This window comes from uncultured Mobiluncus sp., from assembly GCF_963511525.1.
Taxonomy (GTDB): domain Bacteria; phylum Actinomycetota; class Actinomycetes; order Actinomycetales; family Actinomycetaceae; genus Mobiluncus.
This window is the reverse complement of record NZ_CAUPIY010000002.1, coordinates 141,161-158,646: the sequence shown is the minus strand read 5'-3', so window position 1 is coordinate 158,646 and position 17,486 is coordinate 141,161. Positions and strand designations below refer to the sequence as shown.

Annotated in this window: 14 protein-coding genes; 13 read left to right on the top strand and 1 reads right to left on the bottom strand. The window is 59.9% G+C overall.

What is annotated here, in order from left to right:
• The first annotated feature begins 3 nt into the window (after positions 1-3).
• From nuoH to RQ935_RS02575, 9 genes are read left to right on the top strand one after another with little or no spacing between them, the layout of a single operon-like run.
• Positions 4-1,362: an NADH-quinone oxidoreductase subunit NuoH gene (gene nuoH, locus RQ935_RS02615; RefSeq protein WP_311497093.1), complete on the top strand. Its 1,359-nt coding sequence runs from the start codon at positions 4-6 to the stop codon at positions 1,360-1,362.
• Positions 1,359-2,087 (top strand): NADH-quinone oxidoreductase subunit NuoI, encoded by a 729-nt coding sequence (nuoI, locus tag RQ935_RS02610; RefSeq protein WP_311497092.1) that lies wholly within the window; start codon positions 1,359-1,361, stop codon positions 2,085-2,087. Before nuoH ends, nuoI begins: the two co-directional genes overlap by 4 nt.
• Positions 2,084-3,058, top strand: a complete 975-nt coding sequence (locus RQ935_RS02605) for an NADH-quinone oxidoreductase subunit J (RefSeq protein ID WP_311497091.1) — start codon at positions 2,084-2,086, stop codon at positions 3,056-3,058. Before nuoI ends, RQ935_RS02605 begins: the two co-directional genes overlap by 4 nt.
• Positions 3,055-3,354: an NADH-quinone oxidoreductase subunit NuoK gene (gene nuoK, locus RQ935_RS02600; protein ID WP_282921025.1), complete on the top strand. Its 300-nt coding sequence runs from the start codon at positions 3,055-3,057 to the stop codon at positions 3,352-3,354. Before RQ935_RS02605 ends, nuoK begins: the two co-directional genes overlap by 4 nt.
• Before the next feature lie 15 nt (positions 3,355-3,369).
• Positions 3,370-5,361: an NADH-quinone oxidoreductase subunit L gene (nuoL, locus tag RQ935_RS02595; protein ID WP_311497090.1), complete on the top strand. Its 1,992-nt coding sequence runs from the start codon at positions 3,370-3,372 to the stop codon at positions 5,359-5,361.
• 12 nt (positions 5,362-5,373) lie between these two features.
• Positions 5,374-6,966: an NADH-quinone oxidoreductase subunit M gene (locus RQ935_RS02590; RefSeq protein WP_311497089.1), complete on the top strand. Its 1,593-nt coding sequence runs from the start codon at positions 5,374-5,376 to the stop codon at positions 6,964-6,966.
• Positions 6,963-8,549: an NADH-quinone oxidoreductase subunit NuoN gene (gene nuoN / locus RQ935_RS02585; protein ID WP_311497088.1), complete on the top strand. Its 1,587-nt coding sequence runs from the start codon at positions 6,963-6,965 to the stop codon at positions 8,547-8,549. The genes RQ935_RS02590 and nuoN overlap by 4 nt, the downstream gene beginning before the upstream one ends.
• 10 nt (positions 8,550-8,559) lie before the next feature.
• A complete protein-coding gene (locus RQ935_RS02580; protein ID WP_311497087.1) occupies positions 8,560-9,612 on the top strand; it encodes a polyprenyl synthetase family protein in 1,053 nt (350 codons plus the stop codon).
• A gap of 25 nt (positions 9,613-9,637) precedes the next feature.
• Complete coding sequence (locus RQ935_RS02575; RefSeq protein WP_311497086.1) at positions 9,638-10,036, top strand: hypothetical protein; 399 nt, start codon at positions 9,638-9,640, stop codon at positions 10,034-10,036.
• A 515-nt stretch (positions 10,037-10,551) separates the two neighbouring features.
• On the opposite strand, the gene RQ935_RS02570 is transcribed toward RQ935_RS02575, so the two are convergent.
• Positions 10,552-11,412, bottom strand: coding sequence for an SDR family oxidoreductase (locus RQ935_RS02570; protein WP_311497085.1), 861 nt, complete (start codon positions 11,410-11,412; stop codon positions 10,552-10,554).
• A gap of 114 nt (positions 11,413-11,526) precedes the next feature.
• On the opposite strand from RQ935_RS02570, the gene lepB reads away from it, so the two are divergent.
• From lepB to RQ935_RS02550, 4 genes are all read left to right on the top strand, one after another.
• Complete coding sequence (lepB, locus tag RQ935_RS02565) at positions 11,527-12,468, top strand: signal peptidase I (RefSeq protein ID WP_311497084.1); 942 nt, start codon at positions 11,527-11,529, stop codon at positions 12,466-12,468.
• A gap of 69 nt (positions 12,469-12,537) precedes the next feature.
• Positions 12,538-13,389, top strand: coding sequence for a zinc metalloprotease HtpX (gene htpX, locus RQ935_RS02560; protein ID WP_311497083.1), 852 nt, complete (start codon positions 12,538-12,540; stop codon positions 13,387-13,389).
• 65 nt (positions 13,390-13,454) lie between these two features.
• Positions 13,455-14,498 (top strand): adenosine deaminase, encoded by a 1,044-nt coding sequence (locus RQ935_RS02555; protein WP_311497082.1) that lies wholly within the window; start codon positions 13,455-13,457, stop codon positions 14,496-14,498.
• Positions 14,499-14,670: 172 nt separating this feature from the next.
• Positions 14,671-17,436: a translation initiation factor 2 gene (locus RQ935_RS02550; protein WP_311497081.1), complete on the top strand. Its 2,766-nt coding sequence runs from the start codon at positions 14,671-14,673 to the stop codon at positions 17,434-17,436.
• Positions 17,437-17,486 lie beyond the last annotated feature (50 nt).

Below are 17,486 nucleotides of genomic sequence, written 5' to 3'. Positions count from 1 at the left end.
ATCATGTACACATTGATTCCTATCCTGACCGTTATGGGAGCTGACTTGTGGCCCGCTGGGGCGTCGGCTCCGAAAGGGGCTGACTTCAGCCAGGAAACCTGGTGGATTTCCCTGATTAAAGCCCTGATTCTGATCGTGACGCTGATTCTCTATGTGCTGTTGGCACTGTGGGTGGAGCGTCGCGGTTTGGGTCGTATTCAAACCCGTCCCGGTCCGAACGTGCGCGGCCCGCTCGGTCTGCTCCAGGCGGTTGCGGACGCCGGCAAGATGGTGTTCAAAGAAAACTTTCGTCTCAAGGGCGCCGACACCCTGATTTACTTGATTTCTCCGATTCTGGTGGCATTCACGGCTTTCGCCATCTTCGCGCTGATTCCTTTCGGGCCGAACGTGACGATTGGCGGAATATCCACGCCGCTGCAGCTGTTCGACTCCGGGGTTGCCACCTTGATTGTGTTGGCGATTTCCGCCGTCGGTATCTATGGGATTGTCCTGGGCGGCTGGTCAGCGAACTCTCCGTTCCCACTGCTGGGTTCCGTGCGTTCCACGGCTCAAGTTATCTCCTACGAACTGGCGATGGGCACCGCGTTGGTCAGCGTGTTCATCATGGCTGGTTCCATGTCCACCTCCGAAATCGTGGAGGCGCAAAAGGATCCGAGTTGGCTGCTGGGACTGTTGCCCGCCTTCATCGTCTATCTCATCGCTTCTTTCGGGGAAACGAACCGTCTGCCGTTCGACCTGACCGAATGCGAAAGCGAGCTGGTGGCCGGGCATCAAACCGAATACTCGGGAATGAACTTCGCCTGGTACTACCTGGCCGAATACATCAACATCTTTAATGTTTCCGCCGTCGCGGTGACCATGTTCCTGGGTGGCTACAAAGCGCCGTGGCCGTGGGACTTCATGAACCCCGTCACCGGGTCTCCGTGGTGGGGCATCCTGTGGTTCACCCTCAAGGTGTGGTTCCTGTTCTGGATTTTTGTGTGGGTTCGCGGCACTCAGGTGCGCTTCCGCTACGACCAGTTCATGAACCTCGGCTGGAAGGTCTTGATTCCCATCGGCTTCGTGTGGATGATGGCGGTGGCCTGGATTAAGGCTCTGCCCGTGTTCTTCGGTTTCAACTCGCAACAAATCATGATTGCGGTGGCTGTGGTCTGCGTGGTGCTGCTGGTCGTCGTGATGCTGATTCCCATCAAGAAAGCGAAACCGCCCGTGGCCAAACCCTTTGACCCGATGGCGGACGGATTCCCGGTTCCGCCCCTGCCCGGACAGGAGCTGCCCCCCAGTCCGCGTTCTGGACTCTTGAAAGTTACTCCCAACACCCCGGCTGAGACAGCCATCACGGGCGGAAAGGAAGAAAAGTGAGCGCAGAAACTTCTGACAACAATTTGGTCGCCTCCCCTGACGAACCGGAAAACACCGCTGGTGCCGGTCCTGCCCCCACCGCGGACGCGGATCCGCAACTGTGGCAACGCAAGGAAAAAGGCCCCATCGCGGAGTCGCTGAAAGCAGTCGCCGGTTTCGGGGTCACGTTCCGCAACTTCTTCCGCCCCTACGTGACTGAACAGTACCCCTTCGAAAAGGTGCCGACCCAGCCGCGCTACCACGGACGCCACCAGCTGAACCGTTATCCGGATGGCTTGGAAAAGTGCGTGGGCTGCGAACTGTGCGCTTGGGCGTGCCCGGCCGACGCCATCTACGTGGAGGCCGCCTCGAACACCCCGGAGGAACAGTACAGCGCCGGCGAACGTTACGGGCGGGTCTACCAAATCAACTATCTGCGCTGCATCTTTTGCGGCATGTGCATCGAAGCCTGCCCGACGCGAGCCCTCACGATGTCCAACGATTACGAGATTTGGGACGACAACCGCGAGGATTTGATTTTTGAAAAGGACCGCCTGTTGGTTCCTTTGGATGCCGGAATGCTCGACACGCCCCACCCGATGGCTTCAGGCACTTCTGACATGGATTACTACAACGGAAGCGTCACCGGCCCGACCCCCGACCAGATTGACTGGGTCGCGAGTCGCCGTCCGCACGATGCCTCCTTGGCCAGCGCCGGGAAACCGGTACAGGAGGTGAAAGCATGAGCCACTTGCTGCAAGCGGCCGCGGCCTTACCCGAGATGGGCACCGGTCAGACAATCTTCGTGGCGGTGTGTTCCGCTCTGGCGTTGATTGCGGCTTTGGGTGTCGCGTTGTCGAATCGAGCTGTTCACGCCGCGGTCTACATGGTTGCCATGATGGTGTGTGTGGCGGGTATCTACTTTTCGGTCGGTGCCGAGTTCCTGGGCGCGGTCCAGATTGTGGTTTACACCGGCGCCATCATGATGATGTTCCTGTTCGTCATTATGTTGGTGGGGGTGCAAGCCGTGGACTCGCCGCGAGATTCCAAAGTCGTGACCGTCGCGGTGTCGGTACTGTTGGCCATCGCTTTCGGGATTATGGCGATAGTCGCGGCCGCGAACACCACGGTGAACGGGGCTCCGGCGCAGCCCAGCGGGGACTCAAATCCGGTCCAGCTGGCCACCGAAGTCATCAACACTTACTATGCTCCGCTGGAAATGATCGCCACCCTGCTGATTGTGGCCGCGGTCGGTGCGATGAGCTTGACTCACTCTGAGGCGCTGTTGCCGCGCTTGACCCAGTCTTTCCTGGTGAAGCAGCGGATGAAGGCGTACCGGGAGACCGGTCACGTGCTGGGCCAGACCGTGCCGCCGGGGGTTTACGCCGAAACCAACGCGTTGGACGTGCCGGCTATCAGCGGCGAAACCCAGCGTCCGGTGCCGGAATCGGTGCCGCGCGTGGTGCGGGTTCGCGGCGAAGAACGGTCGCTTGGGGAAGCCTCGCCGTGGACGGCTCGCGCTTTGGCGGCCGAAATCAGCGGCGACGTGAGCTTGCACGGAGCGAAAACCTCCACACTGGTCGCGCGTTCCGGCGCGGCGGGAATGCCCGGACCGGGCGCTCCCGAGATGACGGCGGAACTGGAAAAGCCGCTCGACAAAACTATTGAGGGCCACACCGAACCTGGTGAAGCCACGAAAGAAGGAGAAAACGCATGAACGTGATGTTCCTGGTATTCGTGGCCCTGGGCCTCTTTGCTGTGGGCGCCCTGACCGTGCTGCTCCACCGTTCCGCAGTGATCGCCCTGATGGGTGTGGAAATCATGCTGAACTCGTGCAATATCGCGCTGGTGGCTCTGGGAGAAGCCAACGCCAACATGACCGGCCAGGTCCTGGCCTTCTTTGTGATGACCGTGGCGGCGGCGGAAGTTGTGGTCGGCTTGGCCCTAATCGTGTCGCTGTTCCGCTCCCGGCGCACCACCTCCCTCGACGACTTCAACCTGTTGAACGGCTAAGGGGGAAAGGAAAATATGTTGCAAACTTTCAATCTTGTCAACGGGCTGGCTAGCGGCGCGGTTCTGGAATTCGGAGCCGCCACCGGCATGGCTCAATACGCCTGGCTGATGATTGCCATTCCTTTCGTCAGTTCCATGTTCCTGCTCATTGCGGGACGTCGCGTGGATTCCTGGGGACACTACCTGGGAATGCTGGCGCCGTGGGCTTCCTTCGTGATTGGCGTGGTCATTCTGGCGGATATGCTGGGACGCTCCCCCGAAACCCGCGCGCAAAGCCTGACGGTATGGAACTGGCTGCCCGGTTCGGAAGTGAACGTGAGCTTCGGTCTGCTGTTGGATCCGCTGTCCATCTCGTTCGTGATGCTGGTGACGTTCGTCGGTGGCCTCATCCACATCTATTCGGTGGGATACATGGCGGCCGACCCTGACCGACGCCGTTTCTTTGCCTACCTGAATTTCTTCGTGGCCTCCATGCTGACCCTGGTACTGGGCAGCTCTTACCTGGTGACGTTCGTCGGTTGGGAAGGCGTCGGTTTGGCGTCCTACCTGCTGATTGGTTTCTGGAACCAAGTCCACAACAACGCTTTGGCCGCGAACAAGGCTTTCATCATGAACCGCGTAGGCGACCTGGGGCTGCTGCTGGCGATGATGTCGATGTTCGCCGTGGTCGGCTCCGTGGATTTCGCCGACGTGTTGGGCGCTACGCTGCAGCCGGGTTGGGCCACCGCGATTGGTCTGTTCCTGTTGCTGGCGGCCTGTGGCAAATCTGCCCAGTTCCCCCTCCAAGCCTGGCTGGGTGACGCTATGGCCGGCCCGACCCCGGTGTCTGCGCTGATTCACGCCGCCACGATGGTGACGGCCGGCGTGTACCTGATGGTTCGTTCCGGTGCTATCTATACCCAAACCCCAGTCGCGTCCCTGGTCGTAGCCATTATCGGGGCTATCACCCTGCTGTTCGGAGCCATCGTCGGGTGTGCGAAAGACGACATGAAGAAGGTCCTGGCGGCCTCTACCATGAGCCAAATCGGTTACATGATGCTGGGGGCGGGCTTGGGTCCGGTCGGTTGGGCATTCGCCATCTTCCACCTCATTACCCACGGGTTCTTTAAAGCCCAACTGTTCCTGTCTGCCGGTGCGGTTATGCACGCGATGAGCGAACAGGTCAACATTCGCCGTTTCGGCGGGCTGTTCAAGGTCATGAAGATTACCTGGTTCGCGTTCTTCATCGGCTGGCTGGCTATCCTGGGAATCCCGCCGTTCTCCGGGTTCTTTTCCAAGGACAAAATCATCGAGGCGGCTTTCCTGCCCAACCCGAACTTCGGGGCCTGGTACCCCTGGGTATTCGGTCTCGTCGCCTTGGTTGGCGCCGGTATCACCGCTTTCTACATGTCCCGCCTGTTCTTCCTCATCTTCCACGGTGAGGCTCGTTGGACCACCGAAGCGGAGGGCGCCCCGGTGCACCCGCACGAGGCTGGTCCGTGGATGACCATTCCGCTCCTGGTGCTGTCCGTGTTCTCCATTGCGCTCGGCGGCCTCCTCTCGGTAGGCAACCTGTTCGTGACGTGGTTGAACCCCATCGTGAATATCGGCACCCGCGGTCAAATGGTCGAACACGGCGAGCCAGTCATGCCAGAAGCCCTGCTGATTGGTTTGACCCTGGCGGTAGTCATCATCGGTGTGGTCACCGCTTGGGTGCTGTTCATGAAACGCCCGGTCGAAAAGGCCGTGCCCGAAGCCAACGCCTTCATCATGGCGGCCCGCGAGGACCTCTACCAAGACGCGGTAAACGAAAAGGTCGCTATTATCCCCACACTGGCGCTGTCCTCCGGGGTGGCGGTGGCAGACCGGGCGGTCATCGACGGCATCGTGGAAGGCTCCGGTCGACTTTCTCTCTGGCTCGGTAAAGTCGGGGCGCTGGCCCACTCCGGCTCCCCGCGCCGCTACGCTGGCTGGACCCTGTTCGGCACAGTTTTGGCTCTTGTCTTGGTATTGGCGACAAGGCTGTGAGGTAAACAAAGGATGAACATGGTTTTGACTCAAACAACTATTCCGACAACGGCTGGTTTCCCGTGGTTGTCCTTGCTGGTGTGCATTCCGATGGGGTTTGCCCTGGCAATCTGGCTCATCCCCTGGCTGCGTTCCATTGGCCGGGAAGTCTCCCTCGCCGTATCCACTGCGGTCCTGGCTGGCGTGCTGGTGGCCCTGTTCACCAGCTATGACTTCGCCCCGAAAACCCCGGGAGCTTTCCAACTGGGCGAGTCCTACGCTTGGATGCCCGCGATTGGCCTGTCTTGGGCGCTGGGTGTCAACGGGCTGGGCATGGTGATGATTATCCTCGCCACCGCCTTGACCCCCCTGGTCATTCTGGCCTCCTGGCGGGACGACACCGACTCGAACGCGGCAGCTGGATACGCCGCCCTCATCCTGGCTTTGGAATCCTTCATGGTGCTGCTGTTCGCCGCCCGTGACCTGCTGCTGTTCTATATCGCCTTTGAAGGGATGCTGATTCCGCTGTACTTCCTGGTGGGCCGTTACGGTAACGGGGATGCACAAGTGCGTCGCCACGCCGCCATCAAGTTCGTGCTGTATTCCCTGGTGGGCGGTTTGGTCATGCTGTTCGGTGTCATCGGCGTGTACGTGTATTCCGGCGGCGGGGACCGAGCTTTCCACATGGATTACCTGACCTCAGGGAACTTCCACCCCGGGGCTGCCGAGATGTGGATTATGACGACTTTCCTCATTGCTTTCGCAATCAAGGCGCCGATGGTGCCGGTGCACACCTGGCTGCCCTCCACCGCGGCGGTCGCCCGCGGCGGCACCTCCGTGCTGCTTGTGGGCGTACTGGACAAGGTCGGTACCTGGGGCATGATTATGTTCTGCTGGCAGCTGTTCCCCACGGCCTCCGCCAAAGTTGCGCCGGTTATTGTGGTGCTGGCGGTCATCTCGATTCTGTGGGGGGCGCTGGCGGCGATTTCGCAAAAGGATCTGCTGCGTTTGGTGTCCTTCACTTCCGTGAGCCACTTCGGTTTCATGGTGTTGGCTCTGTACATTGGCTCCCAGACCGCAATCGAGGGCGCCATGCTCTACATGGTCGCCCACGGGGTCTCTATCGCCGGCTTGTTCCTGTTGAGTGGTTGGCTGACCACACGCGGCGGCACCCAAGAAATCGCGGCCTACCGCGGTTTCCAGCGGGTCACCCCGACTTTGGCAGGCTTGTTCCTGGTGTCGGGGCTGGCGGCTATCGCCCTGCCTGGCCTGTCCGGTTTCCTGCCCGAATACTTGATTCTGGTCGGCACGTTTAAGATGAACATCGCGGCCGCAATCCTGTCTATCTTGGGCGTGGTGTTGGCTTCGGTTTACTTGCTGGTGCCTTACCTGAATGTATTTACCGGGCCGATTGACGGCGCGGTACGCGAAGCCAAGGACTTGAACTGGCGAGAAAAGTTCATCATGGTTCCCCTGGTTCTGGCGATGTTCGGTTTGGGCGTCTTGCCCGGACCGACCTTGGATCTGATTAAGCCCGACGCCGCCCTCATGTATCAAGCGGTGTCTAGCAGCGGGTTGGCGTCTGCCCCAGCCGTCTTAGCCACGAGCGAAGGAGGCGCCAAATGAACGCGATTCTTCCGGTGATTGTGAAAACCTTGGAGGTTAGCCCCGTGGTGGAATGGGATGCACTGAGCCCCTTGTTGGTCCTGCTGGGTGCCGCCGTGTTGGCGACCCTCATTGAGGCTTTCCCCTGGCCTAGCTTCCGTAAAGGCGTCAACGCTTTCCTGACTTTCGCCAGCGTCATCGCAGCAATTGTCTTGGTCGCTTGGCGTTTTACCGTGGTTGGTCAGCAGGGAGCGCGCCAAATTGCGGCGGGAACCCTGCTCGAGGATCAGCTCTCGCTGGGTTTCCAGCTGGTATTGCTGGTGGTAGGGCTGTTGGCGGCTATCGTGGTCATTGACCGCTCCACCCCGAACGACGGCTCGTTTACTCCCCAGGCTGCTGACACCCCCGGCTCGTCCCAGGAGGACTACGCGATTAAGATTCGCTACCAGCGCACGGAAATGTACCCCCTGTTCCTCTACTCGCTGGGCGGCATGATGGCCTTCATCAGCTCGGGGAACCTGTTGACCCTGTTCGTGGCGCTGGAGTTGATGAGCTTGCCGCTCTACATCATGAGCGCGATGGGTCGGCGTCGCCGCCTGCTGAGCCAGGAAGCCGGCCTGAAATACTTTATCCTCGGCGCTTTTGCTTCGGCATTCTTCCTGATGGGTATCACCATGCTCTACGGTTACACCGGAACCTTGAACCTAGTGGAGATGTCCAGCGCCGTGTCCTTGAACTCGGGTCTGGACTGGATGCTCCTGACCGGCGGAGCCATGCTGCTGGTGGGCTTGTTCTTTAAGGTTTCCGCCGTGCCGTTCCACGCCTGGGCTCCCGACGTTTACCAAGGTGCGCCCTCGCCGATTTCCGGCTTCATGGCGGCTGGGGTGAAAGTCGCCGCTTTCGGTGCCCTGCTGCACCTGTACAGTTTCCTCTACACGCAGCTGAGTTGGGACTTCGTGGTCCTCATGTGGATGGTCATCATCGCGACCATCGTGGTGGGCACCTTCCTGGGCATCGTCCAAACTGACGTGAAGCGAATGTTGGCATACTCCTCGATTGCCCACGTGGGCTTCATCATGATTGCCCTGTTCGGGACTACGGGGAGTGCTTTCACTTCCATAGTCTTTTACGTCTTGGCTTACGGCGTCGCGACCATAGGCGCTTTCGCGGTCGTCTCGATTGTGCGTGACGAGGACGCAGAAGGCACGGTGCGCGGGGAGGCTTCGGCGCTGAGCTCTTGGGACGGCCTGGGGCGCAAGCACCCGGCTATGGCATCCGCGATGGCTATCTTCCTGCTGAGCTTCGCGGGCATCCCTCTGACCGGTGGATTCATCGGAAAATTCGTCGTGTTTGAGGCAGGCTTGGCGGCAGATCCCGCCAACGGCATCCTGGTCCTGATTGGCTTGCTGGCCTCGGTCGTTACCGCGTTCTTTTACTTCCGGGTCATCATGCGAATGTTCTTTACCGAACCCGGTTCAGACACCGCCACCATCTCGGCTGGCGATGGCTTGACCAAATGCGTCATCGTGCTGTGCGCGTTGGCGACCATCGCGTTGGGCGTAGCCAGCCAGCCGCTTTTGGCGTTGTTTACCCTGGGCGCATAGTCTTGAACCCGTGAGAAAAAAACTGGCCGACACGCAATACCCGGTCTCGACTGACTCTGTCCTGCAGACCCCGGGCTCACTGGAAACGAAACTTCTGGAAGCCTTGGATGACGTCGAACAGATGCTGGTGCGGGAAACGCAGACGCAGCGAGAAAACACCTCAGAGCTGGTTTCCCACCTGCGAGCCGCGGGTGGAAAACGGATGCGTCCGCTGCTGACCCTGCTCATTTCCCAGCTGGGAGCTCCGGATCAACCCGTGTCCGCCAAGGTTAAGCAAGCCGCGGTGGCAGTGGAGCTGACTCACCTGGCTTCGCTGTACCACGACGATTTGATGGACGAAGCGACCATGCGCCGCGGGGTACGCGCGGCTCACGTGCAGTGGACGAACACCCTGGCGGTGATGGCGGGAGATTTGATTTTTGCCCGCGCCTCCCTGCTGGTGTCCGAACTCGGACCTAGCATCGTGGCGCAGCATTCCCAAACGTTCGAGCGGTTGTGCTTGGGGCAAATGCATGACATTTTCGGTCCCGGAGATGATGACGACCCCATCGAGTTCTATATTGACGTGCTGCGGGACAAAACCGGCGCGTTGATTGGCTGTGCGGCACTGTACGGTGCGGAACTCTCCGGCTGCGAGGCGGCCACGGTCGCGGCTGTGACCCAGTTCGGCGAGGATTTGGGCGTGGCGTTCCAGATTGCCGATGATGTGTTGGATCTGCAGGCTACCGAGGCTCAAAGCGGGAAAACCCCCGGAGCCGACCTGCGCGACGGCACGAAAACGCTACCCGTCCTGCTGCTGGGAAAGATCGTGCAGGAGGGTCGGGACACCGAGGTCGACCGCGCCTTGTTGAAAGCGATTGGCGATACTGCCTCCCTGCAAGACGATGCGGTCTTAGCTCAAGTCACCGCCCAATTGGCGGCGCACCCGGTGACGGCGGAAACAAAGCGGCTGGCCGGGCAGTGGGTCGAACGCGCCCTGGGACACCTGGACCACATTCCCGAAGGAAAAGTTAAGGCCGCCCTCTCGGATTTTGCGCACTTGCAAATTAACCGCCTAAAGTAGACCTGAAACTGAGGAGGATATCACTATGATTCGTAAAATTGCCGGACTGTGCCTGGCAGGAGCCCTGGTATTTAGCTTGACTGCCTGCGGAAACGAAGCCAAGGACGGGACGAAACCCAGCAAGGATGAGTTTTCTACGGCTCTGGCTGACCAGCTCGCCGCCGCCAAGAACGGTGCCGATGGGGAGGCTAAAGATAAGCAGCAAGAGGCCGCTGTAGCGGACGTTATGTCTGTAGCTTTGGCTGCCTGCGCGGCCGATAAGGTCTATGAAGATTTGCCTTCCGGCACCGTGATTACGGTGGTTGAGGGCCGATTGAAAGACCTGACGCCGGGACACCGTCGCACCGTCGACGATGCCGTGAAAGCCTGTGCGGAAGAGATCGCTGCTGATTCCAGCGGTAAATCCAAAAAATCCGGAAAGTAAGGCTTAGAGTAGGGGATTCGCCGCACATCTGTGCGGCGAATCCTTTTTGTGGTGTTCCTAGATTGGGGTTACGCGGCCGGTGCGTTTGAAATCTGCGTTTAAATCGGGGTTGGTGGTCTATGTAACCAGCAACCCCGATTTAATCACCGATTTGCATCGGTCAACTCTGATTTCATGTGCTAAAGAGCGAGGCGAATCCCTTTTGACGCTACTTCGTAGCGTCGCCGGGATAGGTTTTGTGGTGCTTCGCCTGAAACGGTGCACCAGCACCGTTTCTTAACGGCTCCGCCGTCAAGCCCCCGGCTCATGCAACGCTACGCGTTGCTGCCGGGTGCTTTACGGTGTTCCGGCTGAAACGGCACATCGGTGCCGTTTCTTAACGCCTCCACACTGTTATCGCGCCGTTTTGACGCTACTTCGTAGCGTCGCCGTTTTATTTTTAGGGTGCTTCGCCTGAAACGGCACATCGGTGCCGTTTCTTAACGGCTTCGCGCTGTTGTCGCGCCGATTTGACGCTACTTCGTAGCGTCGCCGGCGCGACCTGTGAACTCATTCATTGTGTCGGCGACGCCGAAGAATTCCACCATTGCGTCCATGAAAGGTACCGGGAATGCTTGCAAAATTTGTACCAGGCGCACAATCGGGGGATGGACCTTAAACTGGGTGCCTTTGTCGATTGCGTCCAAAACCTGAGTAGCAACTTTTTCCGGGGTGAGGATGGGCAAAACCAGCGAGAACTTCGTTTTCACGCCGGCAAACATCCCGGTCGAAATGTAATACGGGCAGTACAGCAACGTGTGGACGTGAGAACCCATGTGGCGTAGCTCCTCACGCAAGGATTGCGCGAAACCGACCGCCCCGAACTTCGAACCGTTGTAGTCGCTCAGGCGTGGCACCCCGACCAGCCCAGCAGCCGAAGCGATAGTCACCACCGAACCCCGGTCTCGGGCAATCATACCCGGCAAAAACTCACGAACCGTACGATAGTGGGCAATCGTGTTCACCTCGAAAGAACGCTGCACGTCACGGTCGGTCGTTTCCAACACAGGTTTACCGGTGACGATACCGGCATTGTTGATGAGGATGTCGACCCTGCCGTACTCGCTCAAGGTCTGTGCGGCGGCTTCGTGCACGGCCTCGGCATCGGTGACATCCACCGTGAACGCCCCGGAACGGAACCGCGGCGCCGTAGCGGCCGCTTCCGCCATACCGGCCGTTTCCGCCCCACCCTCGGCATTCAGATCCCAAACAATGACGGCTCTGGCTCCGCGCCGGGCTGCCTCCACCGCCATCAGCCGGCCAATCCCAGACCCCGCCCCGGTTATCAACACCACGGCGCCCTTTACCGGAGCCTTGTAAGGTTTAAAAAACAACATCTTGCCCGCCTTCCTGCAAAGTTTTCTCAACCGAGGGCTGACATAGACCTCGGATTAGACCAAATTCTATTCCTGAGGCGCAATCGGCGTGGGCCAAACGGTAGGATTGAGGGCGTGAGAAAAAAGACGCAGCTGACCGGGGACACTGGGCAACCCGCCGAGCGTGCCGCGGCAACCCCCGAGGACGCGCTGCCCCGCACTCACCGCAAAAGGGCTAAAAACTCGCCGTGGTGGGTGGATTTGGTCGTGGGGGTGGTCGTCGCCGTCATCATAATGGCGCTGGCCAAGGCGTTTATTTTTCAGTTTTTCGTGATTCCTTCCGAGTCGATGGAAAACACCTTGATGAAGGGCGACCGGATTTTTGTTTCGAAGATGAAGAACTTTCAGCCCATTGAGCGCGGCGACATCGTGGTGTTCGAGGATCGCCATAACTGGCTGCCCGACGAGTATAAGAACGACAACCCCACCGGTTTCGCCGCAACTGCCTTCGGACAGGCGCTCGATAAAGGACTGCGGGTGCTGCAGCTGAAACCCGAATACCCCGGAGGATATCTGGTGAAACGCGTCGTCGGGGTCAGCGGGGATCACGTGACCTGCTGCACTGTGCAAAACAAGATTGAGGTCAACGGCAAGGCCGTGGCCGAACCTTACCTGAAAAAGGGCGCGAACACGATACCGGTGCCTTTTGATGTGACCGTGCCCGCCGGCAAGTACTGGGTGATGGGGGACAACCGCGATAATTCCGGGGATTCCCGCTACCACCAGGACGACAACAACCACGGTTTTGTGGACGAGAAACAGATCGTCGGCCGCGTCATGCTGCGCTATTTCCCGGTGAGTCGGATTAAGACTTTTTCAAACCCGGGTCTCAATCAGCTACCCCACGCGACGAAAACGGCCCAGCCGCCGGCAAGCCAGCCGCCGGATAATCAGCCGCTAGATAACCAGCCTCCGACCAAACAGCAACCCCCGATTATGCCGCCCGCCACCGAAGCTGTCTCACCTGGGGTCGCCCCGCCCGGAGCTTCCCCGGAAGGCTCGAAAAACGGCAAATAACGCGAAAATTCGTACCGTAGGCGGATACTTCCCGGCGATATTTCGTTCGCTTATCGTTACAATCAAAGCGTGAAGAAACATTTCAATGGCTTGAAGACCGCAGCTCTGTTGGGAGTGCTGTGGATGGTACTGCTGGCAATCGGCGCCCTATTGGCAGGCGGGACCGGCAACCGGATGTGGATTGTCGTGTTCGGAGCCATCGCCTTGATTCAAACCGCGGTGGGATATTGGAACTCGGACAAAATCGCTCTGCGTGCCATGAATGCCCAGCCGCTCACCCCCCAGCAAGCCCCCGAACTGTATTCGATGGTGCAGGGCTTGTGCCAGCAGGCCGGCCAGCCCATGCCGGCCTTGTACATCGCCCCGACCCAAACCCCCAACGCGTTCGCGACCGGGCGCAACCCCCAGCACGCGGCGGTGTGTGTCACCCAGGGCATTCTGGACATTCTGGAGCCGCGCGAACTGCGAGCCGTGCTGGGCCACGAACTCATGCACGTGTACAACCGAGATATTCTCACGTCTTCGGTGGCGGCTGGTTTGGCCGGGGTCATTACGTCAATAGCCCAGTTTGCCATGTTTTTCGGAGGGCGAGACCGTGAAGGCGGGGGCGTCATCGCCACGCTGTTGCTCGCCTTGGGGGCGCCGATTGCGGCTTCTCTGATCCAGTTGAGTATTTCCCGGACCCGCGAGTTTGATGCGGACGAGGACGGAGCGCGCCTGGCTAATGACCCGCTGGCGCTGGCGTCGGCGCTGAAGAAACTGGAAACCGGGGTGTCTCGCGCCCCGTTGGCGCCCACTCCGCAGCGTCAAACCGTGTCCGCCATGATGATTGCCCACCCGTTTAGGGCGCGTAACCTGTTCTCTACCCACCCCCCGATGGATCAGAGGATAAAGCGTCTGGAAGAAATGGCGGGTTATTAGCCCCGGAAGCCCCGCAGCTTGGGGCGAAGTTTTTTCCGGCGCGAAAAACCCCTAGATTAGTTACCGTGACTGAACTGAAGCGGGATTTGCGGGCTTTGCCCAAAGCGCACCTGCACCTACACTTCACCGGGGCGATGCGTCCCCAGACCCTGCTGGAACTGGCTCGGGAAACCCAGCAGCGCCTGCCCCGCTTCATGGGTGAAGGCGACCCCCTGCACGTCCCGGCTGACGAGCGGGGTTGGTTCCGTTTTCAACGTTCTTATGACTTGGCGCGCGCCCTGGTGCGTTCCGAAACGGTGATGCGCCGCATTGTGCGGGAAGCCGCCGAGGACGATGCGGAGGAAGGCTCCGGGCGGTTAGAGATACAAGTCGACCCCACGTCTTATGCTCCCTGGGTGGGCGGACTGACCCCCGCGCTGGAAATCATCCTGGACGAAGCGAAAGTTTCCGCCGCGGCGACCGGGGTGGAAATCGGGGTCATTGTGGCGGCGTCGCGCACCCGCAACCCGATGGATGCCCGGACTTTGGCGCGTTTAGCCGCTCGCTACGCCGGAGATCAGCCGGGGGAAGTCATCGGATTCGGGCTGTCCAACGATGAACGCGCCGGTTCCACCCCTGAGTTTGAGCCGGCATTTCGTATCGCCACAAGGGCGGGGCTCGCCAGTTTTCCCCACGGTGGGGAACTGCGTGGCCCGGAACATATTGCCCAAGTGGTGCGCCACCTGCACCCCGCCCGTCTGGGTCACGGAGTGAGGGCTGCGGAACAACCCGACCTGCTGAAGTCGCTGGTAGACCACGGTATTGCTCTGGAAGTCTGTCCCGCCTCGAACGTGTCCCTAGGGGTGTATCCCACGCTTGCCGAGGTGCCCTTGCGGACCCTGACTGAGGCTGGCGCCACGGTCGCGTTGGGGGCGGACGACCCGCTGCTGTTCCGCTCTCGGTTGTTGGACCAGTATGAATCCGCCCGTCAGGTCGCCGGGTTCACCGACCGGGAGCTGGCCGAACTGGCGGCAGGGTCTGTCCGCGCATCTCTGGCCAGTGCGCAAACCAAGACAAAACTGCTGGGCCAAATCGATTTGTGGCTCAAGAGTTCGAACCTGGGGAATTAAACGGGTAAAATCTGATGATAGTTGCTTTCCGAGGCGGCGATGAGTTCGCAGTGGTTCTTTCGCCTCTCCTGGGGAAGCCGCTACGGAAACGGCAGGATGCCTGTTGTCAGCAAAACCTCAACAGTCTGCCCTCTGGGCAGCGTTTAGAATCACCAGCGGGAAGGGCGTCAAAGTGTACGATGTATGGCTAACCTTCCCCTCCAATGGGGTGGCGTGGGCATTTCATATTTTTACCAAGTACGGGCCGCTGCCGATTATGCTGGCGATTTTTATCATTATGGTTCTGTTTCGGCCCCAGGTTCCCAAAGCCATACCGATGCACTACCGGCGAGCTTTACTCCAGCTTGGCTGGACCCTTCGTGTCGCCCTGTCTTTCGCTCTCATTGCTGTGATGCTCAGCCCAGCTGCCCTCATCAGCTTGTATAACTCCGGGTGGTTGACGCAAAACGCATTTAACTCGATGAATACTATGTTGGTGCTGGTGGTCGGGGTCGCTTTCCAGCTGCCTTACCTGTTGATGGTTCACGTCTGGTTTCCCCGGCCTTTGAATTGGGTGCCGAACCGTAACTGGGTCATCAGTCCGCGTTTCCGAGTTCGGGCGTGGATTGTGTATATTCTCATCTGGATGGCGACCGAAATCATGATGGTTGTCGGCGGAGTCGTGTTCGAAACGCCTAATGCTTCGATTTCGGGCGAGGAAATTATGGCCGCAGCGGGGTACTACCTGGTAGAAGGCATTATCTTCGTAGTTATGTCGGTGTATATCCAGTACCGGATTTCGTGGCGTAACCCCATTCCAGGGGTGCCTTTGGCGGTGGATATGGCGCTGCGGCGCGAAGACCTGAACCATGTGCAAAAGTTCGCCACGTTCATTTTGGGTGCGGGAGTGTCACGGTGTCTGCAGTTCCTGGCTCAGCTGCAATACGAGAGCGGACCGTTTGCCATCTCGGCTGTTTCTTTGGTGCTGAGCTGGGTGGTATCTATCACCTCACTCGGTATCGCCTGCATCCCGACCTGGTGGTTTATGCGCAAGCTGGATCCGTCTCGGCGCCTGATGAAGGAACTCAGAAGCAATGTGATGAGCGAAAAACGCGACCCGAATCTGTTCACCTTGGAAAATTTCCGGAATATGTTGGACTACAACGAGGACGAACTCATTAAGGGGTCGATTCCCCAACCTCGGAAAAACTATATTCTGTCCGTGTTGGACAGTCCCCGGAAAGACCTGCTGACCGCGCCCGGTTCTGGCTCCTCTCCGGAAGAAGTCGCCCAGGCCTTCACATATATGTCGAAGGTGGCGGCACGAGCGGGGGTCGGGCTGAACCCGGAGGAACGCAAAGGTCTAGCAGAGATTCGCGAAGCCGTGCGAGAACTGGTGGAACACCGTGTCGCCTTGAACGAGGGCGTGGCATCCAACTTGATTCCAATCAACCCTGATGGCGCATTGGCTCAGGACGGTGGGCACGGGGATACTGTTCAACTGCCCGAAGGACAGACCGAGGACGGCGAACCTCTGGATTCGAGCTTGGCGCACCTGTTGGGTCAGTCCGTCAACGACACCGCGGTTGGCTTGGACTCCCAAACTTTGCAGGAATGGGGCGAGTTCTACAAAGAAAAAGACGCGATGGAGCGCCAGGAAAAGGCTTGGGAAAAGCAAAAGGAGATGCAGGAACTGGCCATCAAGACTTTCGGCTTCGACCCTTATGCCTACGACCCTTACGGTTACGCCAACCCCTACGGGAATGCCTACGGCGGTTACGCCAACCCGTACGAAGATTTCGGAGCCGACCCTTACACCCAGCCTTATGCGAACGGTTACGGCTACGGGACGTCAAATCCTTATGCGGATTTGTACGCGGATGGGTACGCCGACCCCTACGGCGGATATGGCTATGACCCCTACGGCTACAACGCGGGATACTGGCAGATGGATCTCAACGCGGCCGGGGCGTACGGGAACGCGTGGGGTTGGCCCAATGGTATGCCGGCCATTCCCAGTCCACAGCCTTACGGTTACTTGGATGCGGGCGGCACCAGCAATGCCTCCGGTGAGGCTCCGGGGAACCCTGCGGGGGCTCCTGAGGCGGCGCCCGGGGCTGCTCCGGGGGCAGGTCAGCAGTTCCCCGCTCAGCCCGCGGCGGGTCCTCAGGATGGGGCGTTCCCCGCTCCTGGTGAACCGTTTTCACCGGGGGGAATCGGCATCGGTGAGGTGAATCCACCGAATAGCTGGCCGGGTGGCGGATCCCAGAACGCGGCGTTATCCGGTCAGTCCGGCGGACCCCAGGTTCCCGGTTTTGGTGGGCCTGCTGGACCGGGTGTGCCAGGAAGTGCACCGGGTGTGCCGGGAGGCGCGCCTGTTTTGCCTGGTGCGCCGATGGGACCAAGCGCGCCGGTGCCGGGAGGTGCGCCGCTGGGGCCGGGTATGGCCGTTCCAGGAGCGCCAGCCGGGGTTGGCGCGCCGGTGCCAAACAATCCCACGAATCACGTGAATCCAGCGAATCCCGCCGCGCCGGAACAACAGACCGTTGCGGGATATCCCTTTGTGGTGCGAACGATGGAAGGCTACCCCACCGTGGGCGCTCCCGTGGCGCCGTCCCTGCATCCGCTGGTTAACTTGGGACAGCCTGGCCCGCAGGTTCCAAGCCCGCAAGCGAACCTTGGTCAGCCTGGCCCGCAAATTCCAGGCTCGCCGGTCAACCCCGGTCAACCGGTTGCGCCAACCGATCCGAGATTCCCCCAAAATCCCGGCCTTGTGAACCCCGCCGGACCGACTGTTCCCCGTCCCGCCCAGCCTTATGCCCCAGCGAACGCGGAAGCGGCCGAGGAGGCCATCGACCCTCGGGCCGTGTACCCACCGACCTTTGCCAAACCGCGGCCTGCCCCGAGACAGTACGAAGAATTCGTTGAGGACGAAGCCGAAATCGAAGAGCTGCCCTAGGGGGCGCGGCCCGAGCCAAAGGGGCAGCGTTTGGGTATAAAGGAGACGTA

Coding starts and splice junctions, on each gene's coding strand:
- nuoH (WP_311497093.1), top strand. CDS start 4: ATGTACACATTGATTCCTATCCTGACCGTTATGGGAGCTGACTTGTGG.
- RQ935_RS02605 (WP_311497091.1), top strand. CDS start 2,084: ATGAGCCACTTGCTGCAAGCGGCCGCGGCCTTACCCGAGATGGGCACC.
- nuoK (WP_282921025.1), top strand. CDS start 3,055: ATGAACGTGATGTTCCTGGTATTCGTGGCCCTGGGCCTCTTTGCTGTG.
- nuoL (WP_311497090.1), top strand. CDS start 3,370: ATGTTGCAAACTTTCAATCTTGTCAACGGGCTGGCTAGCGGCGCGGTT.
- RQ935_RS02590 (WP_311497089.1), top strand. CDS start 5,374: ATGAACATGGTTTTGACTCAAACAACTATTCCGACAACGGCTGGTTTC.
- nuoN (WP_311497088.1), top strand. CDS start 6,963: ATGAACGCGATTCTTCCGGTGATTGTGAAAACCTTGGAGGTTAGCCCC.
- RQ935_RS02575 (WP_311497086.1), top strand. CDS start 9,638: ATGATTCGTAAAATTGCCGGACTGTGCCTGGCAGGAGCCCTGGTATTT.
- RQ935_RS02570 (WP_311497085.1), bottom strand. CDS start 11,412: ATGTTGTTTTTTAAACCTTACAAGGCTCCGGTAAAGGGCGCCGTGGTG.